The 19,422-nt window shown below is 59.5% G+C and carries 19 protein-coding genes and 2 tRNA genes; 9 read left to right on the top strand and 12 right to left on the bottom strand.

Going from position 1 to position 19,422, the window contains the following annotated elements; genetic code table 11:
* Positions 1-5: 5 nt before the first annotated feature.
* Both HMI58_RS01645 and HMI58_RS01650 read left to right on the top strand, forming a co-directional pair.
* Positions 6-854 (top strand): hypothetical protein, encoded by an 849-nt coding sequence (locus tag HMI58_RS01645; RefSeq protein WP_171584877.1) that lies wholly within the window; start codon positions 6-8, stop codon positions 852-854.
* 104 nt (positions 855-958) lie between these two features.
* Positions 959-1,834, top strand: coding sequence for a glycosyltransferase family A protein (locus HMI58_RS01650; protein ID WP_318779109.1), 876 nt, complete (start codon positions 959-961; stop codon positions 1,832-1,834).
* On the opposite strand, the gene HMI58_RS01655 is transcribed toward HMI58_RS01650, so the two are convergent.
* The 12 genes from HMI58_RS01655 to dnaA form a co-directional block, all read right to left on the bottom strand.
* Positions 1,831-2,742, bottom strand: coding sequence for a DMT family transporter (locus HMI58_RS01655; protein ID WP_171617920.1), 912 nt, complete (start codon positions 2,740-2,742; stop codon positions 1,831-1,833). The genes HMI58_RS01650 and HMI58_RS01655 overlap by 4 nt on opposite strands.
* Positions 2,743-2,822: 80 nt before the next feature.
* Positions 2,823-2,895: transfer RNA gene (locus HMI58_RS01660), tRNA-Ala, on the bottom strand.
* A 36-nt stretch (positions 2,896-2,931) separates the two neighbouring features.
* The gene (locus tag HMI58_RS14580; protein WP_318779110.1) at positions 2,932-3,048 is read right to left on the bottom strand and encodes a DLW-39 family protein; all 117 of its coding nucleotides are present in this window, start codon (positions 3,046-3,048) and stop codon (positions 2,932-2,934) included.
* Positions 3,049-3,089: 41 nt separating this feature from the next.
* Positions 3,090-3,163: transfer RNA gene (locus HMI58_RS01665), tRNA-Ile, on the bottom strand.
* An 86-nt stretch (positions 3,164-3,249) separates the two neighbouring features.
* Positions 3,250-3,774 carry a DUF3566 domain-containing protein gene (locus HMI58_RS01670; RefSeq protein ID WP_171584874.1) on the bottom strand — a complete coding sequence of 175 codons (525 nt, stop codon included), beginning with the start codon at positions 3,772-3,774 and terminating at the stop codon, positions 3,250-3,252.
* On the bottom strand, positions 3,771-6,392 hold the full coding sequence (gene gyrA, locus HMI58_RS01675; protein WP_171617921.1) for a DNA gyrase subunit A: 2,622 nt from the start codon (positions 6,390-6,392) through the stop codon (positions 3,771-3,773). The genes HMI58_RS01670 and gyrA overlap by 4 nt, the downstream gene beginning before the upstream one ends.
* A 77-nt stretch (positions 6,393-6,469) precedes the next feature.
* Positions 6,470-8,521: a DNA topoisomerase (ATP-hydrolyzing) subunit B gene (gene gyrB / locus HMI58_RS01680; protein ID WP_205207818.1), complete on the bottom strand. Its 2,052-nt coding sequence runs from the start codon at positions 8,519-8,521 to the stop codon at positions 6,470-6,472.
* 312 nt (positions 8,522-8,833) lie between these two features.
* Positions 8,834-9,340 carry a DciA family protein gene (locus HMI58_RS01685; RefSeq protein WP_225667846.1) on the bottom strand — a complete coding sequence of 169 codons (507 nt, stop codon included), beginning with the start codon at positions 9,338-9,340 and terminating at the stop codon, positions 8,834-8,836.
* Between the two features lie 112 nt (positions 9,341-9,452).
* On the bottom strand, positions 9,453-10,628 hold the full coding sequence (recF, locus tag HMI58_RS01690; RefSeq protein WP_171584870.1) for a DNA replication/repair protein RecF: 1,176 nt from the start codon (positions 10,626-10,628) through the stop codon (positions 9,453-9,455).
* Positions 10,629-10,638: 10 nt separating this feature from the next.
* Positions 10,639-11,532, bottom strand: coding sequence for a phosphogluconate dehydrogenase (NAD(+)-dependent, decarboxylating) (gene gnd / locus HMI58_RS01695; protein WP_171617922.1), 894 nt, complete (start codon positions 11,530-11,532; stop codon positions 10,639-10,641).
* 56 nt (positions 11,533-11,588) lie between these two features.
* On the bottom strand, positions 11,589-12,713 hold the full coding sequence (gene dnaN, locus HMI58_RS01700; RefSeq protein WP_171584869.1) for a DNA polymerase III subunit beta: 1,125 nt from the start codon (positions 12,711-12,713) through the stop codon (positions 11,589-11,591).
* A gap of 452 nt (positions 12,714-13,165) precedes the next feature.
* Positions 13,166-14,572: a chromosomal replication initiator protein DnaA gene (gene dnaA, locus HMI58_RS01705; protein ID WP_171584868.1), complete on the bottom strand. Its 1,407-nt coding sequence runs from the start codon at positions 14,570-14,572 to the stop codon at positions 13,166-13,168.
* Between the two features lie 447 nt (positions 14,573-15,019).
* On the opposite strand from dnaA, the gene rpmH reads away from it, so the two are divergent.
* The 7 genes from rpmH to HMI58_RS01740 all read left to right on the top strand — a co-directional run bounded on the left by rpmH (position 15,020) and on the right by HMI58_RS01740 (position 19,347).
* A complete protein-coding gene (gene rpmH, locus HMI58_RS01710) occupies positions 15,020-15,157 on the top strand; it encodes a 50S ribosomal protein L34 (RefSeq protein WP_022892375.1) in 138 nt (45 codons plus the stop codon).
* Between the two features lie 84 nt (positions 15,158-15,241).
* Entirely contained in the window at positions 15,242-15,595 is a 354-nt protein-coding gene (rnpA, locus tag HMI58_RS01715) for a ribonuclease P protein component (protein ID WP_171584867.1), read from the top strand.
* Complete coding sequence (gene yidD, locus HMI58_RS01720) at positions 15,592-15,939, top strand: membrane protein insertion efficiency factor YidD (RefSeq protein WP_171584866.1); 348 nt, start codon at positions 15,592-15,594, stop codon at positions 15,937-15,939. The genes rnpA and yidD overlap by 4 nt, the downstream gene beginning before the upstream one ends.
* A gap of 13 nt (positions 15,940-15,952) precedes the next feature.
* Positions 15,953-16,915 (top strand): membrane protein insertase YidC, encoded by a 963-nt coding sequence (yidC, locus tag HMI58_RS01725; protein ID WP_171584865.1) that lies wholly within the window; start codon positions 15,953-15,955, stop codon positions 16,913-16,915.
* The gene (locus HMI58_RS01730) at positions 16,912-17,472 is read left to right on the top strand and encodes a R3H domain-containing nucleic acid-binding protein (RefSeq protein WP_171617923.1); all 561 of its coding nucleotides are present in this window, start codon (positions 16,912-16,914) and stop codon (positions 17,470-17,472) included. Before yidC ends, HMI58_RS01730 begins: the two co-directional genes overlap by 4 nt.
* 24 nt (positions 17,473-17,496) lie before the next feature.
* On the top strand, positions 17,497-18,129 hold the full coding sequence (gene rsmG / locus HMI58_RS01735) for a 16S rRNA (guanine(527)-N(7))-methyltransferase RsmG (protein ID WP_171617924.1): 633 nt from the start codon (positions 17,497-17,499) through the stop codon (positions 18,127-18,129).
* 120 nt (positions 18,130-18,249) lie between these two features.
* The gene (locus HMI58_RS01740) at positions 18,250-19,347 is read left to right on the top strand and encodes a ParA family protein (RefSeq protein ID WP_318779111.1); all 1,098 of its coding nucleotides are present in this window, start codon (positions 18,250-18,252) and stop codon (positions 19,345-19,347) included.
* Positions 19,348-19,422: the final 75 nt, after the last annotated feature.

The following is a 19,422-nucleotide window of genomic DNA, read 5'->3' on the forward strand; positions in this document are numbered from 1 at the left end:
AACGTATGACACGCGACATCGAAAAGACCGTCGCAACGAGTGCCGAAGCCGCGCGGGACTGGGCAGCACCACGAGTGGATGCCGCCTACAACTGGGTGGCACCGCGTATCGAAAAAGGCTACGGATCGGCCTCACCTGCAATCCAGCACGGAGTGCAGCGAGCCGCCCACGGAATTTCCGATGGCATCTCGACCGTCACCCCCCGTATTCAGGACGGACTGGACAAAGTCGCCCCACGCATTTCGCACGTGGTGGACAGCACCACGCCGCACATCCAGAAGACTCTGGATCGGGCCGCCCCTGCCATCAACAATGCACGGGACAAGGTTGTTGGCGACTACCTGCCCACGCTGTCCCACAAGTTGGGTGACGCGGCGGACTCAGTGTCCCGCTCACTGTCCGGTGCAACCATCCCGGAGCCAGTGAATCGCGCGGTCACCCGGGTGACCGGTGACAAGAAGGCTGTCAAGAAGGCCCAGAAGGCTGCAGCTGCGGCAGCCATGAAGGCTTCCCGCGACCTGAAGAAGCGTCAGAAGAGTGGCAGCAAGGGCTGGCTGATCTTCGGCATCATCGCCGCAGCGATCACTGCAGGTGTAGCCGTTTGGCGTGCATCCAAGCCCGTTGAGGATCCTTGGAAGACCCCCGTCAAGGTGGACACCAAGCCCACCGGCGAAGCTGAGCGTGCCAAGGAGGCCAAGGATGTTGTAGCCGACATCAAGGAAGCCGCCGATCGCGCAGCCGCCAAAGCCGGAGAGGCAGTGGAGGAAACCACCGACGCGGCCAAGTCGGCGGGGACGGCCACCACCGGAAAGATCCGGGATGCGGCTGAAGAAGCGAAGGATGCCACCAAGTAGTCAATTGGTGTAACTAAGAAAGAAGGGCGGCTCCCGTGGAGCCGTCCTTCTTCTTTTTTGCCACTTCCCTCCCGAACCGTATGACCAGTGGTAGATTTACCGCCGTGTCCCCTCCCCAGAACGCCGTCTCGATAGTCATTCCGGCGTACAACGAGGAAAGCGTGATCAGGCAGTGCCTGATTGCGGCGATCTACCAGTCAGTGCCCGCTGAGGAGATCCTGGTGGTCGATAACCGCTCCACCGACGGCACCAACCGGATTGTCCGGCAGATGCAACTGGAATATCCTGAAAGCCCCATCAGGCTTCTTGAGTATTCATCCGAACAGGGCCTGATTCCCACCCGTAATTTCGGGTTCGACAACGCGGCGGGAACCGTCATCGGCCGCCTCGACGCGGATTCAGTGCCCGAACCTGACTGGGTGGAACAGGTACTTGCCGGCTTCCTGGATCCGGAGGTGGCTGCAGCCACCGGCCCCGTGGTCTATTACGATATGCCGATGCGTCGCTGGGGACTACTGGCCGACGACAAGCTGCGCCAACTGGTCCTGAAACTGGCACGCAATCAGTACCACTTCCTGTTCGGATCAAACATGGCCATTAGGCGCACGGCTTGGGAGCAGATCCGTGATTCATCCTGCCGCGACGAATCCGACGAGATGCACGAGGATATTGACCTGTCGCTCCACCTTGCCGAACACGACCTGAGCATCAGATACCTGCCCACAATGGTCAGCGGCATGTCAGCCCGACGGTTGGAAGACTCACCCAAGGACTATCGTTACTACGTCACCCGGTTTGACCGCACCTATAGGGCCCACCAGATCAACAAACGGATCCTAAAGGTCCCACCCCTGATCTTCATGTCCATCTACTACCCGGCCAAAATGATTCGGGCAGTGCACTCGGCACGCAGCCCTCAAACCGCGAAACGTGGCGGCACACCCCAGGTCGTCGCCAAGGAGTCGGCAGAGAGCCCCTAGGATCCACCCATCGCGGGAGGGGGGACCGTCGCGGCCTCTTCGATGGCGCGCGCGCGGCCATTCGTCTGACCCCGAACCACGATAGCCAGGCCTATCAGGATCAGCAGCAGCCCCCCGTAGGTTCCCGCCGGCAACTGTTCCCCCAGGAAGACAGCGGCGAGCAGGGCCGCACCGGGAATCTCCAGCAGGATAATCATCGAAACCACCAGGGGGCTCATCACTGCAAGCAGGTGATTGAAGACCGTATGCCCCATGAGCTGTGCCACCAGGGTGACGGCGAGAATTCCGACCCAGGCTGCCGGGGAGAATCCTGTGAGCGGTTGCCTGAAGATCAGGCAGAGCGCCAGGAGGATCACCGCGCACCCGCCGTAGCAGAGGGTGGTGTATGTTCCGGTCGACATGGTTTTCCGCGCACCTGCCCCTGCCATCTGGTAGATGCCAGCAAGGGCTCCTCCCGCCAGGGCCAGAAGGTCACCGATAATCGCGTCCTGGGACAGAGTCAGGTCAAAACCCGTGATGACGACGACGCCGGCCAGCGCCACCCCCAGTCCTACTATCACCTTGGTGGCAGGGCGGGAGCCCTGAATCGCGTTGAACAGGGCAATCCAGGCCACCTGCAGGCAGACCAACGCCGTCGCGGCGGCCACCGAGGTGAGCTTGAGGGCTGTAATGAAACAGGCAAAGTGGAGGGCAAGCGCGGTCGCGGCGACGGAGAGGCGGATGAAATCGGTCCGCCGGAGGGCCTTGAACTCGTGACGTTTCGACAGTGCAGCCGGGCCACCCATCACGAGCGCGCCGATCACATTCCGCCAGAAGGCGATTGCGAGTGCCGGCGCCACTGTCGCCGCCATGATAGGACCTGACGCAGCCACGCCAAGGACACCCAGAACCGACAGGAAGATGATCACCCAGTAACACTAAAGCACCCAGGAAACATAAGTTAAAAGGAAAAGGCCCCAGTCAGAAGACCGGGACCTTTTCCCTTCGGTGGAGGCACGGGGACTCGAACCCCGAACCCCCTGCTTGCAAAGCAGGTGCGCTACCAATTGCGCCATGCCCCCGAACGATTGCCGTTATGGCAACCTGATCAGTATAGCCTAGTCAACCGTGTCGGTTGCCTTGCTCCATACTGCCTTTTCCCTCTCGGATTCCTGCCACCTTTTGTAGGCGAAAGCACTGGCGAGAGCTGCTGCAACTACCAACAACTTCTTCACAGTGTTCCTCCTGTCGCAGTGACCTGCGGGTGGTAGGTCCGTGGGCGTACCAGGACTTGAACCTGGGACCTCTTCGTTATCAGCGAAGCGCTCTAACCGCCTGAGCTATACGCCCCGAAGCCTGTTCGGGCCGAAATACGACTTTACAGGAGTATCTCTGCAATCATCAAATCGGCCCGAACCCGGCTCGGACATGCCTGGTTAGTCGTCGGTGAGGGTGACGCCAATTCCGCCGACAAGAGTGGAGGAAATGTTGTACAGGACGGCCGAAAGCATTGCCAAAGCAGTCAACAGGACCACATTCACGACCGCAATGATGGTCGCGAAAGACACCACCTGGCCCAGTGAGGCGAACTGACGGAGGTCAAACCCTCCGCTCTCGGTTCCCGCAATTTCGCGCAACAGGTCATTCACGCCGTCAAAAATTCCGGTGAGGTCCAGTACCGTCCAGATGACGATCGCCGCGACCACAGTCACGATCCCCAGCGCGACGGACAGCAGGAAAGACATTTTCAGTACAGACCAGGGGTCCACCTTACTGACCAGCAGCCTCGCCTTACGTGCCTTGGCCTTTGGCGCTGGTTTCACCAACCCCGGCCGGTTGCCGGGCGCGGCGTTTGAGGGCTTCTGGGCGGGGCGTGCGGGCGCGTTCACCCGGGGGCCGGTGCCGGTCTGTTTGACCGATCCGCTTCCGGTTGCCCGCGGGTTTGAGTTAGGCGAACTCACTCGGTACCTCCATTATCCGGCGACTGTGCGTCTGGCTCAGCCGCTTCCTCTGACGTCAACGGTACTTCATCGACCGCGGGGCCAGCGGATTCAGCCCCTCCGGTCACCAGTTCAGCGGTACCTTCCTCAATGGCCAGTCCCCGTTCGCTGTTCCGCGCGACGGCGATGATCCGGTCCTTCTTGTCGGGCTTGGCAAAGATGACGCCCATCGTGTCCCTGCCCTTGGCCGGGACACCGGTAACCGCTGAACGGACCACCTTGCCTCCGCCCATGACCACGAGCACCTCATCTTCTTCCTGGACGATGAGGGCGCCCACCAGGTCGCCTCGTTCCTCGGCCAGCTTGGCGACCTTGATGCCGAGGCCACCCCGACCCTGCACGCGGTACTCTTCGACCTTGGTCCGCTTCGCGAAACCACCTTCGGTGACGACGAACACGAAGGACTCGTCGGTGACCACGTTGGCCGCCAGAAGTTCATCCTCCTCGCGGAACTTCATTCCCGTCACACCCGAGGTGGCACGACCCATGGGTCGCAATGCCTCGTCGGTGGCGGTGAATCGGAGGGACTGACCCTTCCGCGACACCAGCATCATGTCATCGCTCTCGGAGACCAGCTGAGCGGAGACCAGTTCATCGCCGTCGCGCAGGTTGATGGCGATCACCCCCGCCGTGCGGTTGGTGTCGTAGTCCTCCAGCCGTGTCTTCTTCACGAGGCCCCGCTGGGTGGCCAGCACCAGGTAAGGGGACTGCTGGTAGTCCCGCAGGTCAAGAACCTGGGCGATCGTCTCATCCGGCTGGAAAGCCAGAAGATTCGCTACGTGCTGACCCTTCGCATCCCTGCCGGCCTCAACCAGCTCGTAGGCCTTGGCCCGGTATACCCGTCCCAGGTTCGTGAAGAACAGCAACCAGTGGTGGGTGGTGGTGACGAAGAAATGCTCGACCACGTCGTCGCCGCGGAGCTGGGCACCCTTGATTCCCTTGCCGCCGCGGGCCTGCTGACGGTAGTTGTCGCTACGGGTCCGCTTGACGTAACCGCCGCGGGTGATCGTGACAACCATTTCCTCTTCAGGGATCAGGTCTTCCATGCTCATATCCGAGTCGAAGCCCAGAAGAATCTCCGTGCGTCGGTCATCGCCGTGCTTGTCAACGATCTCCTGGAGCTCAGTGGACACAATGTCCCGCTGCAGCTGCTTGGAGGCAAGTATCTTCTGGTACTCGGTAATTTCCGCTTCCAGCTTGGCGTGCTGATCCTGGATCTTCTGGCGTTCCAGGGCAGCGAGCCGGCGAAGCTGCATGTCCAGGATGGCCTGGGCCTGGATCTCGTCGATTTCCAGCAGCGTGATCAACCCATTTCTGGCATCCTCGACGGTTGAGGACCTTCTGATCAGGGCGATGACATCGTCGAGTGCATCCAGCGCCTTCAGCAGGCCACGCAGAATGTGGGCGGCCTCCTCAGCTTTCCGCAAGCGGTACTGGGTCCGGCGGACGATCACTTCGAGCTGGTGGGTGACCCAGTGGCGGATAAAGGCGTCCAGGCTTAGAGTGCGGGGAACATCGTCGACGATGGCCAGCATGTTGGCGCTGAAATTGTCCTGCAGCTGAGTGTGCTTGTACAGGTTGTTCAGGACCACCTTCGCGACGGCGTCGCGCTTGAGCACAACGACCAGCCGCTGGCCGGTGCGACCCGAGGTCTCATCGCGCAGGTCGGCGATACCACTGATCTTGCCATCCTTGACGAGGTCTGCAATCTTGATGGCCAGGTTGTCCGGATTAGCCTGGTACGGCAACTCGGTGACCACCAGGCAGGTACGGCCCTGGATCTCCTCAACGTTCACCACTGCCCGCATGGTGATCGATCCGCGGCCGGTCCGATAGGCGTCCTCGATGCCCTTGTGGCCCAGGATCTGTGCGCCGGTGGGGAAATCCGGTCCCTTGATCCGAATCAGGAGTTCCTCGAGGAGCTCCTCCTTGGTTGCATCGGGGTTCTCGAGGTACCACTGAACACCCGAGGCGACCTCCCGCAGGTTGTGCGGGGGGATGTTGGTGGCCATACCGACGGCGATGCCGGAGGATCCGTTCACCAGGAGGTTGGGGAACCGGGCCGGGAGGATCGTCGGTTCCTGGTTCTTCCCGTCATAGTTGTCCTGGAAATCGACTGTTTCCTCGTCGATATCCCGCACCATTTCCATGGCGAGAGGGGCCATTTTGGTTTCGGTATACCGGGGAGCAGCAGCGCCATCATTGCCGGGTGAGCCGAAGTTTCCCTGTCCCAGGGCAAGGGGATAGCGCATGGTCCAGTCCTGGATCAGGCGTACCAGGGCATCGTAGATCGCTGTGTCGCCATGGGGGTGATACTGGCCCATGACCTCACCCACCACCCGGGCACACTTGTTGAAGGAGCGGTCCGGACGGTAGCCGCCGTCGAACATTGCGTACAGAACCCTGCGGTGCACCGGCTTAAGCCCGTCTCGCACATCCGGGAGCGCGCGGCCGACAATCACTGCCATCGCGTAATCCAGGTAGGACCGCTGCATTTCCGTCTGCAGGTCGACCTGCTCAACCCGATCGGCGAGGACCCGCCCTTCAAGGGGAAGGTCGGGTGTTTCTTCGTCGCTCATACGTCAGTTCCGTTCAGTTTTCTAAGTATCAAGGCCGTTGGAAAGGATGGCGACGCTCGACCGTCGCCTCATTCCCGCTAAATGTCGAGGAACCTAACGTCCTTCGCGTTCTGCTGGATGAAGTTTCGCCGTGATTCCACATCTTCACCCATCAGGACCGAAAAAATCTGGTCGGCGGCAGCAGCATCATCAACGGTGACCTGGAGCAACGTACGGTTGTCCGGATCCATGGTGGTCTCCCACAGCTCGGTGTAGTTCATCTCACCGAGGCCCTTGTAACGCTGGACACCGTTTTCCTTCGGCAGTCGCTGGTTGTTCGCCAGCCCCATCTTGATCACTTCATCCCGCTCCCGGTCACTGAAGACATAAGAGTGGGTGGCATTTGACCACTTGATCCGGTAGAGCGGCGGCTGGGCCAGGTACACGTAGCCGTTCTCGATCAGCGGCCGCATATAACGGAAGAGGAGCGTCAGGAGCAGCGTCGTGATGTGCTGACCATCAACGTCGGCATCGGCCATCAGCACAATCTTGTGGTACCTGGCTTTCGCGACGTCGAAGTCCTCACCAATGCCGGCGCCAAAGGCAGTGATCATCGCCTGGACCTCACTGTTGCCCAGCGCGCGATCAAGCCTCGCCCGCTCCACATTCAGGATCTTCCCTCGCAGCGGGAGGATCGCCTGGGTGTCAGGATTCCGGCCCCGCACGGCCGAACCACCTGCGGAGTCTCCCTCCACGATGTAGATCTCCGACTTTGAGGGGTCCTTTGACTGGCAGTCCTTCAACTTGCCAGGCATGCCGCCGGATTCCAGGAGCCCCTTCCGGCGGGTGGACTCCCTGGCCTTGCGTGCAGCAAGCCGGGCCTGAGCGGCCTGGATTGATTTTCGGATCACGTCCCGGGCAGGGCCGGGGTTCCGTTCTAACCAGTCACCGAGCTGATCGGTGACGACACGCTGCACAAAGCCCTTTGCCTCGGAGTTGCCCAGCTTGGTCTTCGTCTGGCCCTCAAACTGCGGTTCGGAAAGCTTGACGGAAATGACTGCTGTCAGACCCTCACGGATGTCATCCCCCGTGAGGTTCTCGTCCTTTTCCTTGATGATGTTCTTGTCACGGGCGTACCGGTTGATCAACGAGGTCATGGCCGCACGGAAACCCTCTTCGTGCGTGCCACCTTCATGGGTGTTGATCGTATTGGCGTAGGTGTGGACGCTCTCCGAGTAGGCACTGGTCCACTGCATTGCTACCTCGACAGCGATCTTGCGCTCGGTATCTTCGGTCTCGAATCCGATGACATCCTCGTGGATGACATCGACGCGCTTCGAGGAGTTCAGGTGATTGACGTAGTCAAGCAGTCCGTTCTCATACATGTAGTCGACCTGGCGGTGCTTCGGGGCGTCCTCGCTGACGCCATCGTCCTCGGAAGACTCTGCGATTTCTTCGGTTTCCACCTCGACAACGCGCTCATCCACCAGGATGATCCGCAGTCCCTTGTTGAGGAAGGCCATCTGCTGGAACCGTGCCCGAAGGGTTTCGAAATCGAATTCCACCGTCTCAAAGATGGTGGCATCGGGGTAGAACGTCTGGGTGGTGCCGGTTTCGGTAGTTTCAGCGCCGCGGCGGAGCTCGCCCACAGGCTTACCACCATCGGCGAAAGACTGGTTCCAAACATATCCCTGCCGCTTGACCTCGGTTTCCACCCGCGCCGAGAGCGCGTTGACCACTGAAATGCCGACTCCGTGTAGTCCACCGGACACCGCATAGCCTCCGCCACCGAACTTGCCTCCGGCGTGCAGGATAGTCATAACCACCTCGACAGTGGGGCGTCCTTCGGTGGGATGCATGTCCACGGGGATACCGCGGCCGTTGTCGATGACCCGGACACCCCCGTCCGCCAGAAGCGTCACCTTGATCGTGTCGCAATACCCGGCTAGCGCCTCATCAACCGAGTTATCCACCACCTCATTGACCAGGTGGTGCAGACCCCGGGGACCGGTGGAACCGATATACATGCCGGGGCGTTTACGGACGGCTTCAAGACCCTCCAGGACGCTGATATCACTCGCGTCATAGCCGGTGGTCCCATTTTGGGCGCCAGCAGTCGGCTGCGCAGTGCCCTGGGTGTTGGCGTCCAGCTCGTTGTCATTAGCCACAGGCGCTGTCGGCTCCTCAAAGGTAGGAATCAATCGGTGAATAGCTGAACTGTTTTTCCTGTCGAACAGGTAACAGTTTGAAGGCATCCCCTCGGGAATGCCCACTACAGCCATTCTACCTTGCCGTGCGCGCCAATACCGCACTAAACAGGCCCCTACTGGCGAATAAAGCCGGTTAGGAGCGACCGGGAGGGCACCTGCCAAGTCCGGATACCTCCCGAGGGCAATGCAGAGCCCTACACGGCGTTTACCGAACTGGCAAGAGTGGTGGAGCTGAGCATATGACCTCCGGTCCTATCCATAGGTGTCCCGTGGCCCCCGGCCCTTGACCGTCCGTCCGCCTTTTCGCCAGTTCGGAGATGAAGGACCCAACACCGAAATGCGCGTCACGACCCCACTTCCCAGCTCAGCATCGAACCGCTGGATCAACATAGGGCTGATCAACCGCAGTTGGGTTGCCCAGGCAGTCGAATCGCACCGAACCAACACAGTATTTCCATCAAAGCTCTCGGGGCGGCAATGGAGTGCTATCTCCTGTCCAACCAACTCATCCCAGCGCGCAAGCACCGAGCCGACGGCTACCGGTGACTTCCAGCCCCGCTCGCTCAACAGTCTATTAAAGACATTTCCCAGGCCCTCCGGATCGCGCCCGGTGTAGGTCACCGACCCGGTATGGCGGCGTTTGGGCGGGGCCGAATCACGGCGTCCCGCCGGCAACCGCGTGTTTCCGCGGCCTTTCGAGGCATCACGCACCCGGTTCAGCAGGGACTGCGGAGCATCAAAATAGGATTCCTCGGTCAGGGGCGGGGACTTGGTGGAATCGTCTCCGTCCGCTGCGGCGCTGGAAAATGGGGCAGCGGACAAGGGGGTACCCGGAGGAGGGGCATTACCCACTGGGTCCTCGGAGGTTGGGTCAGTCCTGTCCGCCATCGGCCAACCCTCCCGGGACTACCCGGAACTGCTGTCCCGCCAGGGAATCGGGAATGTCATCCCCCACCGCCGCTGTGACCAACACCTGTTCGGCGCCACTGACAATCGCTGCAAGTTTCTTCCTGCGGTTGGCATCGAGTTCGGCGAAAACGTCGTCGAGAATGAGGACAGGTGTCCCTCCGGGAGTGTGATCATCCTCGATGAGCAAGTAATAGGATCCGAGTCGCAAGGATAATGCCATGGACCAGGTCTCACCGTGGGAGGCATAGCCCTTTGCAATGGTTCCGCCAAGGATCAGCTCGATGTCATCGCGATGCGGGCCGACCAGCGAGATGCCCCGATCCAGTTCCCTTTTCCGGTGGGACAGGAGTTCGGCGAGGAATCTCACAGTTATCTCATCCACGCTCATCCCATTGAGCGCCTCATCCTCGGCGGGCTGTCCCTCGCCCGCAGGGCCCGCCAGGGTCGACCGGTAACACGCCAGTGCCACCTTGGACCCATCAGTGAGCTGGTGGTAGGCGTGCTGCAGATGGGGTTGTAGCTGCCGAAGGACCTCAAGTCTGGCATGCACCAGCCTGGCGCCGGTCTCGGCAAGGTGCTGATCCCAGACGTCAAGGGTTGCCTCATGGGAGGCGGTAAACCTACCCGTAGTCCGTGCGGATTTCAGCAGCGCATTGCGCTGCTTGAGAACTCGCTCATAGTCCCCGCCGATACCGGCGCGATGCGGGAGCAGCGTCACCATCAGATCGTCGAGGAAACGGCGGCGATTCGAAGGGTCCCCCTTCACCAGCGCCAGATCCTCAGGTGCAAAGAGTACGGTGCGCAGAATACCGGCGGCGTTGCTGGCCCTGACTGGATTCGCCCGGTTTATCCGGGCACGGTTGGCCCGCTCGGCATTGATTTCCACCTCGACGCTCGTGGTCTGGGTTCCTCGGACGAGCCTGCCACGAATCAGGGCCCGGTCGGCGTCGAAAGCAATCAGCGGCTTGTCAGTGCTGACACGATGCGAGGAGAGGGAAGCAAGATAGCCGATGGCTTCGACGATGTTGGTTTTACCAACCCCATTGGGACCAACGAAGACTGTTGTGCCGGCCTCAAGAGGGACCTCTACCTGGCTATAGCTTCGGAAATCCGTCAGAGACAGATGCTGAACGTACACAATGCTCCACTCACGCGGACTCCCTGGGTGCGCGAACCGGGTGCCCACCAAACTGGTTACGCAACGCCGCAACCATTTTCATGGCTGGTGCATCGTCCTGGCGCGAAGAGAACCGGGCAAACAGGGCAGCGGTGATCGCCGGTACCGGAACCTCACTGGCTATTGCTTCTTCGACTGTCCATCTTCCTTCGCCCGAATCCTCAACGTATCCGGCGATTCGGCTCAGTGCAGGGTCTTCCTCCAGGGCCTTTACGAGCAAATCCAGCAGCCAGGATCTGACAACAGTGCCGTGTTGCCAGGCCTGGAAAGTCCCATGGACGTCCTTGATAATGTCTTTCGCTGCCAGAAGTTCGTACCCTTCGGCGTAGGACTGCATCAGTCCGTATTCAATACCGTTGTGGACCATCTTGGCGTAATGCCCTGCCCCAACGTCACCGACATGGACAAAGCTTTCTTCACGAGGGCCGTCCGGGCGTAACGCGTCAAAGACGGGGAGTACCCGTTCAACGTCGGTGTCCGAGCCACCCACCATTAGCCCATAGCCGTTCTCGAGCCCCCAGATTCCCCCGGAAACTCCACAATCAACGAAGGCGATGCCCTGGTTCTCGAGCACTCCAGCGTTTGCCTGGTCTTCAGTGAAGCGTGAGTTTCCTCCGTCGATCACCAGATCCCCACCGTCCAACAGGTTCCCGAGTTCTGCAATAACCGTCCGCGTGGCTTCACCCGATGGGACCATCACCCACACCACGCGCGGTGTTGGGAGGTTGGCCACGAGTGCCTCCAGCGAGGGCACGTCGGTCAGCTCCGGGTTCCGGTCAAACCCAGTCACGGTCAGGCCCTTGCGCCGAAGCCTTTCCCGCATGTTGAATCCCATTTTTCCGAGTCCGATGAGGCCAATGTGCATTTCTGCTTCGCTTCCTGGGGTCGGTAAGGGGGACGGGGAATTGATTCCCTGGATGGTTACTGGTTGGCCATGCGTACCGGCATCAGCAGGTACCTGTAGTCGGTGCGGTCCTCGCCGGTGGCATCTTCCTGGGCAGAAATAACCACGGGCTTTGGTGGCGTGGTGAATGAAAAACGCACGAATTTGCTGTTGAAGGCGCCAAGACCCTCGCTCAGGTAATGCGGGTTGAAGGCGACCGTAATGTCATCCCCATCCAAGGTCGCCTCGATGGCCTCAGAGGCCTGGGCGTCTTCACCGGTGCCAGCGTCGAGGGTTACCTGACCGGGGCTGAAGGCCATCCTGACAGCGGTATTTCGTTCGGCCACCAGTGATACCCGTCGAACCGCTTCGACAAGGACACTTGTCTCGACGGTGGCATGAATCGGGGTACTTTCGGGAAAGAGGGCCCGGATCTTGGGATAGTCGCCGTCGACAAGCAGCGAAGTTGTCCTGCGGCCGCCACTTTCGAAACCGATCAGCTCACGGTCATTCGATAGCGCGATGCTGAGGTCGCCAGAACTGCCGAGAGTCTTGGCGACCTCGTTGAGTGTTTTCGCTTTGACGAGAGCGCTTGTGGAAATACCGGGGGTCCTGGGCTTCCAGGTCACTTCGCGAAGGGCGAGCCGGTACCGGTCAGTAGCCAGCAGTGTAATGAGATCATCCTCGATCTCCATCCTGACTCCGGTCAGGATCGGAAGCGTATCGTCGCGGCTTGCGGCAATGATCACCTGGGAAACGGCCTGGGCGAAGGCGTCGCCGTCGACAACTCCACTAACCTCGGGCGGTGTGGGGAGTTCCGGGTACTCTCCCTCGGGCATCGTCGCGAGGTTGAACCGGCTGTTCCGGCAAGTCAAGGTGACCTTGGTACCTTCGGTTTCCACTTCTACCGGGGCAGAGGGCAGACTTCGGCAAATGTCAGCCAGAAGACGCCCTGACACAAGGATGGTTCCCTCTTCGGCGATATCGGCAGGAATTTCAAGGCGGGCTGAGATCTCATAGTCGAAGCTGGCAAGGCTGAGCGATCCGCCTGAAGCTTTGATCAGCAGGCCAGAGAGCACCGGAACGGGTGGGCGAGGGGACAGGGAGCGCGCTGTCCAGGTCACGGCCTCAGCCAGTACATCCCGCTCAACTCTGAATTTCACTGAAGGGTGCCGCCTTTCTCTTTCGGGGATCTTGCGAAGTCGCGTAGCCGGCGGGTGGGGAGGAATCTGCCGCAGGGTAGGGAACAACATTACTTACAGAAAGCTTAGCCTGACTGCGCGAGGCGTTTCGCGACGGGTTTTTGGCATTTGGCGCGGGGCAGGGGGCGGTGAGCCAGGAGGGAAAATGTTATTTGGAAAACTCTTGGGTTTAAGGTTCGTAGTGGTAGTAACGCCTGTTGAAACTGTGGATAACCTCTGTTGAGCCGCCAGCCGCTGGGGTACGCCTGTTGACAACCTGTGTATAGAAGTTACGGGCGCTCGGCGCGGGGTGTGGGCAAATTCGTTGAATTTCCGGGGATCCACAGCCCAAGGAAAGTTGTCCTCATTTTTAAGCGGGTTGTTCGACTGGTTATCCACAGTTCTATCCACACCTGTTAATACCACTGCTGTAGTTAGGCGTCTTTCCGGCGATGTTTGATCCGGTTGGTAAGTTCCGTGACCTGATTGAAGATGGCGCGGCGCTCTGCCATGAGTTCGCGAATCTTCCGGTCGGCGTGGATGACGGTGGTGTGGTCGCGGCCGCCGAGTTCCTGGCCAATCTTGGGAAGGGACATATCGGTCAGCTCCCTGCACAGATACATGGCAATCTGCCGGGCAGTGACGAGCGTGCGCGTTCTCGATTTGCTGCACAGCTCCTCCATGCTGATCTGGAAGTAGTCAGCCGTCTGCGCCATGATCACCGCGGAAGTGATTTCCTGGGCACCGTCGTCAGTGATCAGATCCTTCAGGACCACTTCGGCCAGCGTCACATCGACTGGCTGGCGATTCAGGCTGGCGAAGGCAGTGACCCGGATCAGTGCGCCCTCGAGCTCGCGGATATTGGTGGAAATCTTGGATGCGATGTATTCAAGAACATCGTCAGGGGCACTCATCCCCTCACTGATCGCTTTCTTCCGCAGAATAGCGATTCTCGTTTCGAGTTCGGGGGGCTGGATGTCCGTGAGCAGACCCCACTCGAACCGTGATCGCATCCGCTCCTCAAACCCGGAAAGTTGCTTCGGGGGTAGGTCAGAAGTGATGACCACCTGTTTGTTGTGGTTGTGGAGCGCATTGAACGTATGGAAGAACTCCTCCTGGGTGCGGTCCTTCCCGGACAGAAACTGGATGTCGTCAATGAGCAGGATGTCCACGTTTCGGTAGGTCTGCTTGAAACTTGTTCCTTCATCGTCACGGATGGAGTTGATGAAGTCGTTAGTGAACTCTTCGGAGTTCACGTAACGGACCCGGATGCCCGTGTACAGATGACGGGCATAGTGCCCAATCGCATGGAGCAGGTGAGTCTTTCCCAGCCCGGAATCCCCATAGATGAAAAGCGGGTTGTAGGCCTTGGCCGGAGCTTCGGCGACGGCGACCGCTGCAGCGTGGGCGAAACGGTTCGACGAACCGATAACGAAGGTATCGAAGATGTACTTCGGATTGAGGCGCCCAAACTCGTGGGAGTTACTCGGAAGAGTGGGTGCAGGCTTGGTCTCTTCCCGAATAGGTTCGCTTACCTGCGCCGGTTCGGAATCTTCCACCTCGACCGGGGTCAATTCAGGATCGATGACGAAAGCGCACTGCAGGTCCTCCCGGAAAACCGCCCGAAGGGCCTCGTCGAGCGCGGCCTTCAGATGGGTCTGCAGGACCTCACGTGTCAGCTCATTGGGGACAGCAACTAACAAGGTGGTCCCGATCAACCCTTGCGCCTGAGCCAGCACGACGAAGCCGCGTTGCCGCGGAGTCACCCGTTCATCGTGTTCCAGGGTGCGGATGACCTTACGCCAGGAACTCCCTACGTCGTTTATCTCGTCCGGGCCCACAAATACCTCTCACCATGTCCATCGAAAAAATGGCCATCATCCACAGGGTTATGCACAGATAGTGGATAAATGGCTCTTGGGCAAGACTAGAGGATGGGTAGTGCAGAAGATAGCTGGTCTCCGGGCCTGCAGGGGGTCCGTCAGGTAGCACGTCGGGGGGTGTTTCGGGACATGGGAAGTAGAGTTGTCCACAGATTTTGAACAAAAGAACACCACAGGGTCGCCCCATCGGTACCGGACCGCCCCAGTTTGACTGGCGTGGGCACGGTCGCCTAACGTTATGTAGTCCTATATGTCTGCATTTTGCATGCCTGCGCACCGGTTCACTGAACCGACCTGCACGGCCCCTGCTCCAGCCGCAGACAACACACGTCGAATCGCCAGTCTGTTCTTCCCCCTTGTAGCAACAGACTGGACGCATCCTAAGATTGTCTTGGAGTAAATACAGTGAGCAAGCGGACCTTTCAGCCGAATAACCGCCGCCGGGCTAAGAAGCACGGCTTTCGCCTTCGGATGCGCACCCGCGCTGGCCGAGCCATCCTTTCAGCACGCCGTGGCAAAGGCCGCACCGAGCTGTCGGCATAAGCTGCCGCAGCTAGTTTGACGAAGACGCGGGTCTGTTCAGCGACGCAACACGTCACAGCAACCCAGCTGTTCCGGAATCTCTAAATGTTGGCGCGTAGCAACAGGGTCCGGACAGCAACCGACTTCACCCATACCGTACGTTCCGGCTCCCGATCTGGGCGCCGGAACTTGGTGTTATATGCGGTAACCACGTCTGAGACAGATCCCAGCAGGTTCGGATTTATCGTCTCGAAGGCAGTCGGGAACGCAGTGACACGAAACCTCGTTAAGAGGAGACTAAGACAAATGGCGGCGTCAGCCCTCTCTCGGCATCCCAGCGGACTGGCCGTGGTGGTTCGCGCGCTGCCCCCTGCCGCTGATGCAACCTGGAGTCAGCTCGCTAGCGACTTCGACCGGGCATTTGACTCAGCATCCAGCAGGAAGAGAGGCAGCACATGAGCACTGCCGACTCTCCTGTTTCCCAGTTCCGTGACCTGCCGGCGAACTCAATGATCGGTCTCCTAAAGCTGTATCGAACGGTCATCTCTCCCTTGTATGGGCCCGTCTGCAGGTTCTTTCCTTCCTGCTCGGCCTACGCGCTGGAAGCGGTCACCGTGCATGGCGCCCTCAAAGGTAGCGGCCTGGCCATGCGGCGGATCTGCCGATGCCACCCCTGGAACGACGGCGGTGTGGATCACGTCCCCACCGGCGGACGGACTTTCCCCCCGGGAAAAATACCCCAAATTGTTGTGCTGAATCATCCTGTGATTCCCGCTGATGACGAAAGCCGCTCGGCGGCCTGAGGAGCAAATAGCTATGGATTTCTTCGGTACCATCCTTTTCCCGTTCCAATGGTTGGTGTCATGGATCATGACGTTCTTCCACGACGGGTTCACTTTCCTGGGGATGGATGGGGCGTCGGGCTGGACCTGGACGCTCTCGATCGTCGGCCTCGTGGTTGTGATCCGTGCGGCTCTGATCCCGGTGTTCGTCAAGCAGATCAAAGCCCAGCGAGGGATGCAGGCGCTGCAGCCTGACCTGCGGAAGCTGCAGAAGAAGTACAAGGGCAAAACCGATCAGCTCTCTCGGCAGGCGATGACCCAAGAGCAGATGGCCCTGTACAAGAAGCACGGCACCAATCCGTTCGCTGCCTGCCTTCCCATTTTGATCCAGATGCCGTTCTTCTTCGCCCTCTTTACTGTGCTCAATGGTGTCTCCCGGGCCTCCGAGACCGGCGAAACCATCGGTGCAATGACCACCCAGGAGGTTCGTCAGTTCGATGATGCGACCATCTTCGGGGCGCCACTGTCCTCAACTTTTCTGGGGAGCTTCGGCGAGAACGCGAACGTCAGCGTCATCATTCTGTCGGTGATCATGATTCTGGCGATGACGGCGTCGCAGTTCATCACCCAGAAGCAGATTATGGCCAAGAACATGTCGGAAGAGGCCATGCAGAGCCCCTTCATGCGACAGCAGAAACTGATGCTCTACATCCTCCCGTTGGTCTTCGGTATTGGTGGCATCAACTTCCCGATCGGTGTTCTGATCTACTGGACAACGACGAACATCTGGACGATGGCCCAGCAGTTCTATGTGATTCGTCGCATGCCTACCCCTGGTTCGCCAGCAGCAAAGGCACTGGCCGAGCGTCGTGCCAAGAAGGGCCTGCCGATGATGCCGCTCCTCGGCGAGAAGAAGTCCGAGCCAGTCGTCGAAGAGGTAATCGAGACCAAGGGGCAGCGCACCCAGCCGCAGCGTAAGAACAGGAAGAAAAAATGACCGCAGAGAATGTTCCCGCAGCAGATGGTGCAGACGAGTCGATCGAAAGTGCGGCACAGGACAGCGAATCTCCGGTCACCATAAGTCGTTTGGAAGATGAGGGTGACGTCGCGGCTGACTACCTTGAAGAGCTTCTGGACATCGCGGATATCGATGGGGACATCGACATTGAGGTCAGGAACGGACGCACCTACATTTCGATTGTGTCCGAGGATCCCTCGAGCGGGTCGTTGAACGGGTTGGTGGGCAAGGACGGTGAAGTGCTCGAGGCACTGCAGGAGCTAGCCCGGCTGTCTGTACTCACCTCAACTGACAACCGGTCTCGCCTCGTATTGGACATCGACGGCTTCCGTGAGGTGCGTGGCAAGGAACTCCGTGACATTGCTGCCGACGCCGTGAAGAAGGCTAAGGAAACTGGTGACGAGGTTGCGCTCGAACCTATGTCAGCTTACGAACGAAAAATTGTGCATGATGTGGTGGCTGAACTCGGGTCCATTAGTGAGTCCGAGGGTGAGGGCTCTGGCCGACACATCGTCGTCTCGCCTGCGGACTCCTGACGGTTTCGGACTGGACACCTAGTCATGGCTGAGATCAGTGAGTCCGACCTCCGGGCCGCCCATACACTTTTTGGGGCCCGATTCGACTTGGCGGAACGTTATGTCGAGCACCTGGCAACAAGTGGAATCGAACGTGGGCTCCTGGGCCCCCGGGAGGTACCGCGACTGTGGAGCCGGCATGTGCTCAACTGCGCGGTCATTGCTGAGTTGTTCCCCTCCGAAGCCATGGTTGCCGACGTCGGTAGTGGTGCCGGACTGCCGGGCATTGCCCTTGCAATCGCGCGCCCGGATCTATCCTTGACCCTCATCGAACCACTTGAGCGCCGCGTGATCTGGCTTCGTGAGGTAATTACTGACCTGGAGCTCCCCAACGTTGAGGTGTTCAGGGGCCGCGCTGAGGAAGCCGTCGGTAAGGTCGAAGCAACAGTTGTCACCGCACGCGCAGTGTCGGCGCTCGGCGGGCTGGCGGCGATGACTATCCCAATTCTCCAGGGGAAGGGCGAGCTTCTGGCTATCAAGGGCCAGAGTGCGCCCGAGGAAGTGGCCAAGTCGCGGAAGCTCATCCGCAAGCTTGGGGGCCGGGATGTGACTGTGCAACAGGTCGGTGGAGAACTTCTCGAACAACCGACCACAGTAGTACGCGTCCTGGTCGGGTAGTTCTTCGTTTTCTCTAGCGAATCTTCCGGCGAACGACTACCTGGGGCTGGTTAGTCTTTGCCCACCGGCTACTCTTGAAGTAGGACCGGACCCCGGCATGGTGAAAGTGAGTTATCCCGCGTGACCCCGAAAGACACTCCAAAGCGGACGCAGCCGCTCATTGCTGATCGTGCTTCCCTTTCTGTCGACCAGAACACTATTCAACCGGAAGCGGTTGTTGAGCAGTCGACAACCGATTATGTTTCACGTGAAACGACCATATCGACTGCTGCCGCTCAAAAGACCGGAACCGAACGTCCAGCTTCGTCAAATGCACCACAAAGGAACATTATGGATGCGATAGACGACAGCACCCCGTTGGCCAGGGAACTAGCCAACGAGAACCGACGCCGGGAAAAGTTGAGCGGTAGAACTCTTCCGCGTCCACGGGCCACCAGGGTGTTCACGGTCAGTAACCAGAAGGGCGGAGTTGGAAAGACGACCACGACGGTCAACATTGCCGCGGCTCTTGCCGCCGCAGGGTTGAACGTACTGGTAATCGATATTGACCCGCAAGGAAACGCTTCCACCGCCCTTGGCGTTCCGCACCACGCGGAAGTGGATAGCATTTACGATGTCCTGATAGATGACCTCCCGCTCGGGCAGGTGGTGGCCCAGTGCCCCGACATATCAAATCTTTTGTGCGCTCCTGCGACCATCCATTTGGCCGGCGCGGAGATTGAGCTGGTGTCACTGGTAGCCAGGGAACAACGACTGCGGCGCGCAATCGATGTCTACGCGCGGGAACGTGCGGAGCAAGGCGAGGAACGTCTCGACTACATCTTTATCGATTGTCCACCCAGCCTTGGCCTTCTCACCGTCAATGCGTTTGTTGCCGCCCAGGAGGTTCTGATCCCAATCCAATGTGAGTACTACGCATTGGAAGGGCTGAGCCAGCTGCTGAAGAACATCGAAATGATCCAGAAGCACCTCAATGCAGAGCTCGTGGTGTCTACGATTCTCCTGACGATGTATGACGGCCGGACAAATCTTGCCGCCCAGGTAGCTTCTGAGGTTCGTGAACACTTCCCCAAGCAGGTTCTCAAGGCAGTAATCCCCCGGTCGGTGCGGATTTCGGAAGCGCCCAGCTACCAGCAGACCGTCATGACCTATGACCCTTCGTCCAGCGGTGCGCTCTCCTACCTTGAAGCTGCGTCCGAAATAGCTGAACGCAGCTAGCGCAAGTCGCGGGTATCCGCGATTCACCGCAGTACTATGGGATCAACAACAAACTCTGCAGATTGATTCTGCGCA

Source organism: Arthrobacter sp. 147(2020), assembly GCF_013116715.1.
Taxonomy (GTDB): Bacteria; Actinomycetota; Actinomycetes; order Actinomycetales; family Micrococcaceae; genus Arthrobacter_D.

What these genes read in the sequence shown, in the direction of transcription:
- HMI58_RS01645 (WP_171584877.1), top strand. Translation starts at nt 6, where the DNA reads ATGACACGCGACATCGAAAAGACCGTCGCAACGAGTGCCGAAGCCGCG.
- gyrA (WP_171617921.1), bottom strand. Translation starts at nt 6,392, where the DNA reads ATGAGCGACGAAGAAACACCCGACCTTCCCCTTGAAGGGCGGGTCCTC.
- gnd (WP_171617922.1), bottom strand. Translation starts at nt 11,532, where the DNA reads ATGCACATTGGCCTCATCGGACTCGGAAAAATGGGATTCAACATGCGG.
- rnpA (WP_171584867.1), top strand. Translation starts at nt 15,242, where the DNA reads ATGTTGGCGCGTAGCAACAGGGTCCGGACAGCAACCGACTTCACCCAT.
- yidD (WP_171584866.1), top strand. Translation starts at nt 15,592, where the DNA reads ATGAGCACTGCCGACTCTCCTGTTTCCCAGTTCCGTGACCTGCCGGCG.
- yidC (WP_171584865.1), top strand. Translation starts at nt 15,953, where the DNA reads ATGGATTTCTTCGGTACCATCCTTTTCCCGTTCCAATGGTTGGTGTCA.
- HMI58_RS01730 (WP_171617923.1), top strand. Translation starts at nt 16,912, where the DNA reads ATGACCGCAGAGAATGTTCCCGCAGCAGATGGTGCAGACGAGTCGATC.
- rsmG (WP_171617924.1), top strand. Translation starts at nt 17,497, where the DNA reads ATGGCTGAGATCAGTGAGTCCGACCTCCGGGCCGCCCATACACTTTTT.